At 67.7% G+C, this 11,419-nt stretch carries 12 protein-coding genes; 9 read left to right on the top strand and 3 right to left on the bottom strand.

The genetic code is table 11. The features are described 5' to 3' along the window. Positions 1–356: 356 nt before the first annotated feature. Positions 357–2,060 carry a hypothetical protein gene (locus AC1DNF_RS17045; protein WP_478149792.1) on the bottom strand — a complete coding sequence of 568 codons (1,704 nt, stop codon included), beginning with the start codon at positions 2,058–2,060 and terminating at the stop codon, positions 357–359. A 118-nt stretch (positions 2,061–2,178) separates the two neighbouring features. On the opposite strand from AC1DNF_RS17045, the gene AC1DNF_RS17040 reads away from it, so the two are divergent. The 8 genes from AC1DNF_RS17040 (at position 2,179) to AC1DNF_RS17005 (ending at position 9,115) form a co-directional block, all read left to right on the top strand. Continuing rightward, complete coding sequence (locus AC1DNF_RS17040; protein WP_478149791.1) at positions 2,179–2,850, top strand: amino acid ABC transporter permease; 672 nt, start codon at positions 2,179–2,181, stop codon at positions 2,848–2,850. Positions 2,851–2,855: 5 nt separating this feature from the next. Further along, positions 2,856–3,509: an amino acid ABC transporter permease gene (locus tag AC1DNF_RS17035; protein WP_478149790.1), complete on the top strand. Its 654-nt coding sequence runs from the start codon at positions 2,856–2,858 to the stop codon at positions 3,507–3,509. A gap of 56 nt (positions 3,510–3,565) precedes the next feature. Beyond that, positions 3,566–4,363, top strand: coding sequence for a transporter substrate-binding domain-containing protein (locus tag AC1DNF_RS17030; protein ID WP_478149789.1), 798 nt, complete (start codon positions 3,566–3,568; stop codon positions 4,361–4,363). 145 nt (positions 4,364–4,508) lie between these two features. After that, positions 4,509–5,279: an amino acid ABC transporter ATP-binding protein gene (locus AC1DNF_RS17025; RefSeq protein ID WP_478149788.1), complete on the top strand. Its 771-nt coding sequence runs from the start codon at positions 4,509–4,511 to the stop codon at positions 5,277–5,279. A gap of 125 nt (positions 5,280–5,404) precedes the next feature. Next, positions 5,405–6,148 (top strand): sugar phosphate isomerase/epimerase family protein, encoded by a 744-nt coding sequence (locus AC1DNF_RS17020; RefSeq protein ID WP_478149787.1) that lies wholly within the window; start codon positions 5,405–5,407, stop codon positions 6,146–6,148. After that, complete coding sequence (locus tag AC1DNF_RS17015) at positions 6,145–7,095, top strand: sugar kinase (protein ID WP_478149786.1); 951 nt, start codon at positions 6,145–6,147, stop codon at positions 7,093–7,095. Before AC1DNF_RS17020 ends, AC1DNF_RS17015 begins: the two co-directional genes overlap by 4 nt. Next, entirely contained in the window at positions 7,092–8,078 is a 987-nt protein-coding gene (locus AC1DNF_RS17010) for a 2-hydroxyacid dehydrogenase (protein WP_478149785.1), read from the top strand. Before AC1DNF_RS17015 ends, AC1DNF_RS17010 begins: the two co-directional genes overlap by 4 nt. Positions 8,079–8,092: 14 nt before the next feature. Then, entirely contained in the window at positions 8,093–9,115 is a 1,023-nt protein-coding gene (locus AC1DNF_RS17005; RefSeq protein WP_478149784.1) for a LacI family DNA-binding transcriptional regulator, read from the top strand. On the opposite strand, the gene AC1DNF_RS17000 is transcribed toward AC1DNF_RS17005, so the two are convergent. Next, entirely contained in the window at positions 9,105–9,623 is a 519-nt protein-coding gene (locus AC1DNF_RS17000) for an OmpA family protein (RefSeq protein WP_478149783.1), read from the bottom strand. The genes AC1DNF_RS17005 and AC1DNF_RS17000 overlap by 11 nt on opposite strands. A 218-nt stretch (positions 9,624–9,841) precedes the next feature. Here AC1DNF_RS17000 and AC1DNF_RS16995 point away from each other — a divergent pair, with 218 nt between their 5' ends. Next, positions 9,842–11,020 carry a saccharopine dehydrogenase family protein gene (locus tag AC1DNF_RS16995; RefSeq protein WP_478149782.1) on the top strand — a complete coding sequence of 393 codons (1,179 nt, stop codon included), beginning with the start codon at positions 9,842–9,844 and terminating at the stop codon, positions 11,018–11,020. Here the strand turns inward: AC1DNF_RS16995 and AC1DNF_RS16990 are convergent. Beyond that, the gene (locus AC1DNF_RS16990; RefSeq protein ID WP_478149781.1) at positions 10,918–11,409 is read right to left on the bottom strand and encodes an Lrp/AsnC family transcriptional regulator; all 492 of its coding nucleotides are present in this window, start codon (positions 11,407–11,409) and stop codon (positions 10,918–10,920) included. The genes AC1DNF_RS16995 and AC1DNF_RS16990 overlap by 103 nt on opposite strands. Between the last annotated feature and the right edge of the window lie 10 nt (positions 11,410–11,419).

Genomic DNA, 11,419 nt, shown 5'->3' with positions numbered 1-11,419 from the left:
CTGATATTGCGCATGGCTGTCAGCTTGCTTGAGCCGTTCTGCCAAGCGCATCACAGTCGGCTTATCCCCAACGATCAGACTCTTCATCCACGACTCCTTGAAGTACGTGGATAGACATCATATCTAATCTATTGAACGCAAAATGGTATCAAACGCCCGTTCGAGCGGCGACATTCATTTGTCAAGCTCGCGTGACAGGCGGGGGGGCGCAAGACGGACCTGCACGCGCGGCGAGCGATCGCCTCCGCGCTCATGCGGCCGTGCGCGATGCGCCTCGACAGCATCACCGCGGTGATGATTCGGGAATGCAACAGATGTGCGGCGGTCGTGCCGCGCGATCGAGGCCGGACCCCTCGTCAGTCCGAACCCGGCCGCCAGACGCGCGCCAGCACGCCCAGCTTGCTGCGGAAGGTGTGGCGCTCGTCCGAGAGCGCGTCGATGAAATCCGACAGGCGCTTGGACTTGATCATCGTGTAGACCGTGAGCCAGGTCGTGAGGACGAAGACCAGGCCGAACCACGCCAGCTTGCGCCACAGCGGCGCGTCTGCTTCGGCCAGCAGGTTCATGCCGAGGAAGCCGGTGGTGATGGTGCCGATCAGGCCGAACAGCGTCACCACCGTCAGGCGCACGACCGTGTTGGCCTGGCGCCGCAGGCTGTCGGCGTCGAGGTAGGTGTTCATCTCGGCGATGCGTTCCTTGACTTCCTCGTAGAGCGGGTCGAGCCCCAGGTGCGTGGTGCAAAGGTGGGACAGCGCCCGCACCTGCGCCTGCTCGGAGATCTCGTGGAACCAGTAGCGGTGCGTGAAGCGAAGGAATCCTTCGAAGCTCGCGCGGATGGCGCGCTTGAAGCGCTTCACGCTGGCGACATCGTGCACGTTGAGCAGGCGCAGCGCTTCCACCAGCCGGTCGGAGAACATCAGGAGCGCGGCCTTCTGGAAATGCGCGATGAGGAAGAGCAGGAAGTGCTGGTGGCGGAACTGCGCCAGCACGCCGCGGTCGCGGCAGCAGAAGAATTCGGAACGCGCATCGCCCACCGCGATGAGCGCGCGGCCGTTGCAAAGGTAGCGCGTGTTCGGCGCCGCGCCGGCGTCGACCCAGAAACGGTCGTAGCAGTAGCGCTGTTCGAAGTCCCCCACCTGGTCCTCGGCATAGGGCAGGGGGCCGGCACCGCTCGCGGCCGGCTCGGCCGCGCCCGGCACCATTGCCAGCCGGATGAAGTCGGCGCGCGTGAGCCGGCGCGGATCGTCGAGCGCGAGATAGGCCATGACCGGCATGCGGTAGTACTCGATCTGCCTGAAGCGCAGCGCGCCGGGCTCATCGGAATGGTGACTCACCAGCGGGCGCATCAACCAGGCCCAGTGCCTTGCAAGGCGCGGCGCGCGATGCTCGGCCACGTGCGAGATGAAGGCCTCGCGCTGCTGCGCATCGGAAGCCGACAGCACGCCGCCTTCGGCATCCAGCCATTCGACGCTGTGCATGCAATGAAGCGCCTGGCCCTGCGCGTCCCAGCCGCCGGGGTAGGCGCGGCCGAAGCGGTAGAGGAGCTCCTGTGCCTGCGGCAGCCTCAGGTCGTCGATGCCGACTTCCATGTTGAGCAGCACCACGTCGACGTCGAAGAAGAAGTAGAGATCGACATGCACCACCTGCAGCGTCATCGGCGCCTCGCCCGGCCGCGTCACCACGCGCACGGCGGCGATATCGCTGCGCCGGAAGATGCGCATCGGCGACTCGCCGCCGTCCTCGGGGCCGGCCTGCTGCGTCGAGCGTCCCTCCCCGTACAGGAAGCGCTGCACGTAGGGCAGGAAACTCACGAACTCGCTGTAGTGGCGCTCGTGGAAGCGGTCGCTGCCGCCGGTGTATTCGTGGGTCTCCTCGCGCCATGGAGAGGCGTCGCCGAGATCGCGCAGCACCTGCCATGGGCCGCGATGCGCATGGCGCGCCTGCGGCGTCGGCATCAGCCGCAAGGGCCACAGCAAGGATTGGCGCAGGTGGCGCACGGCGGGCGGCGCACCTGCATGGGCGCTGCATGTCACGGCGTCGGACGTCTCGGCGATCAGCATCGCGCAGTGTAGGGGCGGCCCAGCCCGGGATCGCACCCTAGGGGAATCCCTAGTGCGAGTCTGAAACCGGTTTCATATACTTCGATCCTCCCTGAAGCCTTCCCGAAGCCCTTCTCCCGTGCACTACCAATTCCAGTTCGAAGCCGTTCTTGCCGCCTGGCCGCTGCTGCTGAAGGGCACCTGGATCACGATCCAGCTCTCCCTCATCGCCACGCTGCTGGGCCTGGTGGTCGCCATCTTCTGCGCCTGGGGCAAGACCTCGGGGCCAGGCTGGCTGCGCTTCATCGTGAACGCGTACATCGAGGTCATCCGCAACACGCCCTTCCTGGTGCAGCTGTTCTTCTTTTTCTTCGCGCTTCCGGCCATCGGCCTGCGCTGGTCGCCCTACACGGCGGCGCTCACGGCGATGGTGGTGAACCTCGGCGCCTATGCGACCGAAATCATCCGTGCCGGCATCGAGTCGATCCCCAAGGGCCAGATCGAGGCGGGCAGGGCGCTCAACCTGAAGCCGTGGGAGATCTTCCGCTTCGTCATCATCAAGCCCGCGCTGAAGGCCATCTACCCGGCGCTCACGAGCCAGTTCATCCTGCTCATGCTGAGCTCGGCGGTGGTGTCGGTGATCTCGGCCGACGACCTGACCTCGGTCGCCGCCAATCTGCAATCGCAGACCTTCCGCAGCTTCGAGATCTACATCGTGGTCGCGGGGATCTACCTCGCCCTGGCGCTTGCCTTCTCCGGGCTCTTCAAGCTCATCTACAAGCGCACCCTCAACTACCCGGACCGGCGCTGAACATCATGCGTACCTTCGGCTATCCCGAATTCCTGTTCATTCTCGAAGCGGCCAAATGGACGCTCGCGCTGTCGCTGATCGCCTTCATCGGCGGCGCGCTCCTCGGGCTCGTCATCGCGCTGGCCCGCACTTCCGACAACAAGACCGCGCGCGTGCTCTCCACCGGCTTCATCCAGGTCTTCCAGGGCACACCGCTGCTGCTGCAACTGTTCCTGATCTTCTTCGGCGCGCCGGTGCTCGGCTTCGACATCAACCCATGGATCGCCGCCGGCGTGGCGCTGATCCTCAACAGCGCCGCCTTCCTCGGCGAGATCTGGCGCGGCTGCATCCAGGCCATTCCGCGCGGCCAGTGGGAAGCGGCCGAGGCGCTCAGCCTCAACTACACATCGCGCATGCGCGACGTGGTGCTTCCGCAGGCCTTCAAGATCGCGCTGGCGCCGACGGTGGGCTACGTGGTGCAGATCATCAAGGGCACTTCGCTGGCCGCCATCATCGGCTTCACCGAGATCACGCGCGCCGGCCAGATCATCAACAACGCGACCTTCCAGCCGCTCTACGTCTTCACCACCGTGGCCGCGATCTATTTCGTCATCTGCTGGCCGCTGTCGCTCGCCGCCGCGCGCATGGAGCGCAAGCGCGCCAAGGCGCTCGCGCGCTGAGTTCCCCGGCTTTCTTCCTCTTTCTGCTTCCGTCCTCAAACCAAGGAGACTTCGACATGATCCGTTCTTCCACCCGCCGCGCGGTCCTCGCTGCCATCGGCCTCGGCGCCGCGCTGGCGGCCTTCGCCCCGCTCGCCTCGGCACAGACCGTGGCCGACATCAAGAAGAAGGGCGAGATCACCATCGGCATGCTGGTCGACTTCCCGCCCTACGGCACCACCAACGCGAAGAACGAGCCCGACGGCTACGACGCCGACGTCGCCAAGCTGCTGGCCAAGGACTGGGGCGTCAAGGCCAACATCGTGCCGGTCACCGGCCCGAACCGCATTCCCTTCCTGCTCACCAACAAGGTCGACCTGCTGGTCGCTTCGCTGGCGGTGACGCCCGAGCGCGCCAAGCAGGTGCAGTTCTCGCAGCCCTATGCGGCCGCGACCATCGTGCTCTACGGCAAGACGGGCAGCGCCATCAAGGGTCCGGCCGACCTCAAGGGCATGCGCGTGGGCGTGGCCCGTGCCAGCACGCAGGACGTGGCCGTGACCAAGGCCGCGCCGGAAGGCACCGAGATCCGCCGCTTCGACGACGACGCATCGGCCATGCAGGCGCTGATGTCCGGCCAGGTCGATGCGATCGGCTGCTCGGTCACCGTCGCGGCGCAGATCGCCAAGCGCGTGCCGGCGCACACCTTCGAGAACAAGTTCACGCTGGTCCAGCAGGCCATGGCCATCGCCATTCGTCCGGGCCAGGACGATCTGCTGAAGAACGTGAACGAGTTCGTGCAGAAGAACACCGCCAATGGCGAGCTGAACAAGCTCTACAACAAGTGGCTGCAGACCGATCTGCCCAAGCTGAACTGACCCCCAGGCTTCGCGCACTTCGTGTCGCTTCGCCCACCCCCTTTCAGGGGGGCAACACCGGCGGACCGGCGGAGCCGGTTCCGCGGTGTTTCCGGGCGGATGGGGCGCGCGGGCGCTGATCAACTGAATTCAAGGAATACATCCCATGACGGACGCAGTCGCCAATCCGGTCGATGCCGAACCGATCATCCAGATCGAGGCGGTGAACAAGTGGTACGGCACTTTCCAGGTGCTGACCGACATCGACCTCTCGGTGCGCACCGGCGAACGCATCGTGATCTGCGGACCCTCGGGCTCCGGCAAGTCGACGCTGATCCGCTGCATCAACCGGCTGGAGACCGTGCAGAAGGGCCGCATCGTGGTCGACGGCATCGAGCTCACGGCCGGTGGGAAGAACGTCGACGCGGTGCGCGCCGAGGTCGGCATGGTGTTCCAGCAGTTCAACTTGTTCCCGCACCTCACCATCCTGCAGAACTGCACGCTGGCGCCCATGCGCTCGCGCGGCATGAGCCGCGCCGAGGCCGAAGAGGTGGCGATGAAATACCTCACGCGCGTTCGCATTCCCGAGCAGGCGCACAAGTACCCGAGCCAGCTCTCCGGCGGCCAGCAGCAGCGCGTGGCGATCGCGCGCGCCCTGTGCATGACGCCCAAGATCATGCTGTTCGACGAGCCCACCTCGGCGCTCGATCCGGAAATGGTCAAGGAAGTGCTCGACACCATGATCGGCCTGGCCGAAGACGGCATGACCATGCTCTGCGTCACGCACGAGATGGGCTTCGCCCGCAGCGTGGCCGACCGCGTGATCTTCATGGCCGACGGCAAGATCATCGAGCAGGCGCCGCCGCAGGAGTTCTTCGGCCACCCGAAGCATGAGAAGACGCGGCAGTTCCTCGGCCAGATATTGAAACAGCACTGAACAGGGCTCACCCCCAGGCTTGCCCACTTCGTGTGGCCGCCTACCCCCTTGCAGGGGGCCATGCCGGCGGCCCGGCCGAGCCGGTTCCGCGGTACTTTTGGAATGACGCACTTGGAAGACGGGCTATGCAGGTATTGATTTCACTTTCGTCGTTCGGCGCCGCGGAGACCGGGCGGCACGGGCAGCTGTGGTGCGCGCAATTGGCCAAGGCTGCCGGCGCGGACAGCGTCGAGGTGCGCGGCGAACTGCTGCGCGACCCGGCCACCGAGTTGCCAGCGCTCGCGGGGCTCGCGTCCGTCTACTCCAGTCCCGAGGGACTCTGGGCCGAGGGCGGCTGGCTCGACAGCGCCGCGCTCGGGCGCGGCATCGCCGCGGCGACCACGCTCGGCGCCAGGCGGCTCAAGATGTCGATCGGCGACTTTCGCACGTCGTCACATGGCTCGCTGTGGGGGCTCAAGGTTCAACTGGCCGAGACGCGCGTCGAGCTGGTGATCGAGAACGACCAGACCGTCTCCGCCGGCACCTTGCCCGCCTTGCAAGCCTTCTTCGATGCGGCTGACCGGGCCGGGCTCGAGCTCGGCATGACCTTCGACATGGGCAACTGGCACTGGCTCGGCGAATGTCCGCTGCAAGCCGCTCAGACGCTGGCCGGTCGCGTGCGCTACGTCCACTGCAAGGGCGTGCAGCGCCTGCCGGCCAAGTGGGTGGCCGTGCCGCTTGCCGACTCCCTCGCGCCCTGGCGCGCCGTTCTGCGCGCCCTGCCGGGCGACGTGCCGCACGCCATCGAATACCCCCTGATCGGCGACGACCTGTTCGCCGTCACGCGCGACCAGGTCGCGGATATCCGTTCGCTGCGAAACCCATCATGACGAATCCGACATTTGACGTCGCGCTTTTCGGCGAGGCCATGCTGCTGCTGGTGGCCGACCGGCCCGGGCCGATCGAGAACGCAAGCTCCTTCCACAAGCGCACCGCCGGCGCCGAGACCAATGTCGCCATCGGCCTCGCGCGACTGGGCCTGAAGGTCGGCTGGGCCAGCCGCCTGGGCACCGACTCGATGGGCCGCGCACTGCTGGCCGCCATGCAGGGCGAGGGCATCGACTGCTCGCACGTGATCTGCGACCCGACACAGCGCACCGGCTTCCAGTTCAAGGGCCGCGTGACGGACGGCAGCGATCCGCCGGTCGAATACCACCGCAAGGGCTCCGCCGCCAGCCAGATGGGGCCGGCCGATGTCGACGAGGCCTGGCTGCGCTCGGCGCGCCACCTGCACGCGACCGGCGTGTTCGCCGCCATCTCCGACACCAGCCTGCAGGCGGCGATCAAGTCCATGGACGTGATGCGCGCGGCGGGCCGAACGATCTCCTTCGACCCCAACCTGCGGCCCACGCTGTGGTCCTCGCCGGAAGCGATGCGGCACTGGATCAACGAGCTCGCCGCTCGCGCCGACTGGGTGCTGCCGGGCATCGAGGAGGGCCTGATCCTCACCGGCGAGCGCACGCCCGAGGCGGTCGCGCATTTCTATCGCCAGCTTGGTGCCAAGCTGGTGGTCGTGAAGCTCGGCGCCGAGGGCGCCTACTACGACAGCGACGTGGCCGGCACGGGACGCGTCGAGGGATTTCCGGTCGCCGAGGTGGTCGACACGGTCGGCGCCGGCGACGGCTTCGCGGCCGGCGTGATCAGCGCCTTGCTCGAGGGCAAGACGGTGCCCGAGGCCGTGCGGCGCGGCGCCTGGATCGGCGCGCGCGCCGTGCAGGTGCTGGGCGACACCGAAGGCCTGCCGACGCGCGCCCAACTCGAAGAGGCCGGGCTATGACGCGCAAGAACGTCCTTGTCTTCCGTGAGCTGCCCGACGACCAGCTGGCCCGGCTGCAGGCCGAGCATGAAGTCACGGTGGCCAATCCGAAGGTGGCCGCCCAGCGCGGGGCCTTCGATGCCGCGCTGGCGCTCGCGCATGGCCTGATCGGCTCGAGCTATCCGGTCGACGACGCCTTGCTGGCCCGCGCACCGGCGCTGGAAGTGATCTCCAGCGTCTCGGTGGGTGTCGACAACTACGCGCTGCGGGCCCTGCACGCGCGCGGCATCATGCTGTGCCATACGCCCGGCGTGCTCGACGAGACCGTGGCCGACACCGTCTTTGCGCTGCTGATGGCCAGCAGCCGGCGCGTGGTCGAACTGTCGAATCTCGTGCGCGAGGGCCGCTGGACCCAGAACATCGGCGAAGACCTCTTCGGCTTCGACGTGCACGGCAAGACGCTCGGCCTGCTCGGCTTCGGGCGCATCGGCCAGGCCATCGCGCGCCGCGCCGCGCTGGGCTTTGGCATGCCGGTGCTCTATCACGCGCGTCGACCGGTCGATCTCGCCGCTCAGGCACCGGAATTGCAGGGCCGCGCCCGCCACACCCCCATGAACGAGCTCCTGGCGCGCGCCGACTTCGTGGTCGCGATGCTGCCGCTGTCGGACAGCACCCGCGGCATGATCGACGCCAGCGTCTTCGGCGCCATGAAGCCTGGGGCGATCTTCATCAACGGCGGGCGCGGCGCCACTGTGCAGGAAGACGCGCTGCTCGCGGCGCTCGACCACGGCACGCTGCGCGCCGCCGGCCTGGATGTGTTCGCGACCGAACCGCTGCCCTCCGATTCGCCCTTGCGCACCCACCCGCGCGTCACGCCGCTGCCGCACATCGGCTCGGCCACGCACGAGACGCGGCATGCCATGGCCGAACTGGCGACGACCAACCTGCTGCAGGCGCTCGCCGGCCAGCGTCCCGCTGCGATCTACGACACGGCAGCGCCTTGAACGCGAGAACGCGCATGCCCGGTGCTCCACGCGCAACCATCGCGGACGTCGCCAAGGCCGCGGGTGTTTCCAAGGCCACTGTCTCGCGATTCCTCAACCACCGCGAACGCCTGCTCAGCCCCGACATCGCGGCCCGCGTCGAGGCGGCCGTCGCCCAGCTCGCCTATACGCCGAGCCCCATGGCCCAGGCCCTGAGCCACGGCCGTTCGCGGCTGATCGGCCTGATCGTGGCCGACATCACCAATCCCTATTCGGTCGCGGTATTGCGCGGCGCGGAGCAAGTCTGCCAGGACGCCGGCTATCTTGTGATGCTGTTCAACCTCGGCAACGACGTCCACCGCGAGCGCGAAGCCATCGACGCGCTGGCGGGCTACCAGGTCGACGGTTTCATCCTCAACACGCTGGGCCGGGGTGCTGGCCTGGTCGATGCCGACGCGCTGCACGGCAAGCCGGCTGTGCTGGTGGACCGCCGCCACGCGGGCATGCACACCGACTTTGTGTCGCTCGACAATCCCGCGGCCATGAAGACCGCCTGTGGCCATCTCGTCGAAGGCGGCTACCGGGAGATTCTCTATATCACCGAGCCGCTGAAGGGCGTGAGTTCGCGCCTCGAGCGCACCGCGGCCTTCGGTGCCTGCATTGCCGCGCACGAGCCGCTGGTGGCGGGCGAAGTGTTCGAGAGCAGCAACGATGACAACGATGCCCTCGACCAGGCGCTGCAGGACCTGCGCAAGCGCGCCAGGCGCGGGCGCCGCGCCGCCGTGCTGGCGGGCAATGCGGTCGTGACGCTTCGCGTCGCCGCGGCTGTGGCGCGCCTGGGCTGGCGCTTCGGGGAAGACATCGGCTTCGTGGGCTTCGACGATGCCGAATGGGCACCATTGATCGGCCCCGGCCTGACGACCATCGCGCAGCCCACCGACGAGATCGGCCGCTCGGCGGCACGGTGCCTGATCGAGCGGCTGCGCGGCCTGGATGCGAGCCCCAGGCAACTGCTGTTGCCCGGAGAGCTCATCGTTCGCGGCTCTTCTACTCCTTGAGCCCCATCACTGTGTCCATGCTCTCGCCATGCAGGAAGATCTCCGTGCGGCGGTTGAGCGAGCGGCCTTCGACCGTGTCGTTGCTCGCGAACGGACGGTCGGATGCGTAGCCCTGGTAGTTGATGCGCGAGGGGCTGACACCCAGATCGATGATGGCGCGCCCGACCGCCAAGGCACGTGCCTCCGACAAGGCCTGATTGCGGCTGCGCAAGCCGGTGTTGTCGGTATGGCCTTCGATCGATATCTGCTTGCCGCTGCGATTGAGCAGCTCCGCCGATCGCGCCAGGACCGGCGCAGTGCCGGGGCGCAACGTGGATTGGTTGGAATCGAAGAGCACGACTTCAGGCAGCCGCATCTGAATGCCGCCCTTGGCCGGCCGTACGTCGATGCCCGCCTTGCGGTTCAAGGCCTCTTCCTGGCCGCGGTCGAGTCCGCCCGACCCGCTGGCGCAGCCCGCCAGCACCCAAACACCCACCATGGCCGCGCAATGGCGCCGCGTGATATCCATCTGCAAGACTCCCTGTTCATCCGACGAGCCGGGAATATATAGAGGAAGGGCGCGGGCGTTGGCCCGATGCGAGCCTTCTCCAGACTGACCCTTCGATCGTGCACGCCGTCGTTTCGTCGGAATCCCGCGCGCCTTCGACACATTGGCGGCTTCCCGCTGCCGGCACTCGCTTCTAGAGTTCAACGAGGTCAGGAACCGGAACAGGAAGGAGGTGCGCGATGAACACGATCGACATTCGCAAGGTGCTGGTGCTGGGCGCCGGCAAGGTGGGCGGCACGGTGGCGGACATGGTGGCGCAGTACCACCGTCTGCCCGTCACGCTCGCGGACCGCGTACACGACAGGCTCGACGGCGACGACCGCCTCGTCCGGCGCGTCGTGCTGGACGTCGAGAAGGACGACGAGGCGCTCGCGCGCATGCTGGCAGCCCACCAGGTGGTGATCAACGCGCTGCCTTTCCACCTCGCGACGCGCATGGCGACTGCCGCGCGCGCCCGGGGCGTGCATTACTTCGACCTCACGGAAGACGTGTCGGCGACCGCCGCGATCCGCGCCATGGCCGCCGATGCGACCAGCCTCCTCATGCCGCAATGCGGCCTCGCGCCGGGCGTGATCGGCATGCTGGGCATGCACCTGGCCGACCGCTTCGAGGAGCCGTACGACCTGCGCCTGCGCGTGGGCGCACTGTCGCGCCACGCCACCAATCGCATGCGCTACAACTTCACATGGAGCATGGACGGCGTCATCAACCAGTACTGCAATCCCTGCGCGGCCATTGTGCAGGGCAGGGCGGTCACGCTGCAGCCCATGGAAGGGCACGAGAGCCTGGTGCTCGACGGCGAGGCCTTCGAGGCCTTCAACACCTCAGGCGGGCTGGGCACGCTGTGCGAGACGCTGGCCGGGCGCGTGCGCAACCTCGACTACAAGAGCATCCGTTATCCCGGCCATCGCGAGGCCATGGACTTCCTGCTGCGCGACCTGCGGCTGGCCGAGCGCCGTGACCTGCTGCGGGAGGTGCTGGCGCATGCGGTGCCCCACAGCCGGGACGACATGGTGGTCATGTTCGCGTCGGCCTCGGGGATGCGGCAGGGGCGCTTCGAGCAGGAGACACGCATGACCCGCATCTTCGGCGGCAGCCTGCGCGGCGTGGACCGCACGGCCATCGAGCTTGCGACGGCGGCGGGCGTGGTTGCCGTGTTCGAGCTGCTACGCACCGGCCGCTTGCCGGCGCGGGGTTTCGTGAGCCAGGAACAGGTTGCGCTGGGCGCCCTGCTGAGCACCCGTGTCGGGGGCTACTACGCGGCCCTCGGCGGCACGCCCGAGCCGATGCCCAAGCCGGCGACGGCACTGCGGCGGTCCACCTTGCGGCTCAACACCACCGACGTGTGCGTGTGCTGAATGCCTTCGATCTGCCCGATGCGGTCGAGCAGCGCGTCGAGCTGCTCGTTGGTTTCGCAGCGCAGCAGCACCATGTAGTCGAACTGGCCGCTGACGGCGCAGACCTCCTCGACCTCGGGCAGCCGTTCGAGCGCGCGGACGATGACAGCGCCCATCTTCGGCGCCGTGCTCAGGCCGCAGTAGGCCTGCACGGCGGCCTGTTCGAGCCGTTGCCCCAGCCGCACGCCGTAGCCGGCGATGACGCCTTCGCGTTCCAGCCGCGCAATGCGCGCGACGACCGTGGTGCGCGCCAGCTTGAGCTTGCGCGCGAGCATCGCCGCCGGCTCTCGCGCGTTGGCCTGCAGCAGGCTCAGGAGGTGGCGGTCAGTGTCGTCCAAACCCGGCGGCATCCGACTGGGG

The sequence above is a fragment of the Variovorax sp. 01T432 genome (genome assembly GCF_056398605.1).
Note: the sequence above shows the minus strand (reverse complement) of the source record. Positions and strands in the feature narration are given on the sequence as shown.

Bases quoted from the DNA above. Each gene is read 5' to 3' on its own strand.
- AC1DNF_RS17005 (WP_478149784.1), top strand. From the start codon at position 8,093: ATGCCCGGTGCTCCACGCGCAACCATCGCGGACGTCGCCAAGGCCGCG.
- AC1DNF_RS17020 (WP_478149787.1), top strand. From the start codon at position 5,405: ATGCAGGTATTGATTTCACTTTCGTCGTTCGGCGCCGCGGAGACCGGG.
- AC1DNF_RS17035 (WP_478149790.1), top strand. From the start codon at position 2,856: ATGCGTACCTTCGGCTATCCCGAATTCCTGTTCATTCTCGAAGCGGCC.
- AC1DNF_RS17045 (WP_478149792.1), bottom strand. From the start codon at position 2,060: ATGCTGATCGCCGAGACGTCCGACGCCGTGACATGCAGCGCCCATGCA.
- AC1DNF_RS16990 (WP_478149781.1), bottom strand. From the start codon at position 11,409: ATGCCGCCGGGTTTGGACGACACTGACCGCCACCTCCTGAGCCTGCTG.
- AC1DNF_RS17025 (WP_478149788.1), top strand. From the start codon at position 4,509: ATGACGGACGCAGTCGCCAATCCGGTCGATGCCGAACCGATCATCCAG.
- AC1DNF_RS16995 (WP_478149782.1), top strand. From the start codon at position 9,842: ATGAACACGATCGACATTCGCAAGGTGCTGGTGCTGGGCGCCGGCAAG.
- AC1DNF_RS17030 (WP_478149789.1), top strand. From the start codon at position 3,566: ATGATCCGTTCTTCCACCCGCCGCGCGGTCCTCGCTGCCATCGGCCTC.
- AC1DNF_RS17000 (WP_478149783.1), bottom strand. From the start codon at position 9,623: ATGGATATCACGCGGCGCCATTGCGCGGCCATGGTGGGTGTTTGGGTG.
- AC1DNF_RS17010 (WP_478149785.1), top strand. From the start codon at position 7,092: ATGACGCGCAAGAACGTCCTTGTCTTCCGTGAGCTGCCCGACGACCAG.
- AC1DNF_RS17015 (WP_478149786.1), top strand. From the start codon at position 6,145: ATGACGAATCCGACATTTGACGTCGCGCTTTTCGGCGAGGCCATGCTG.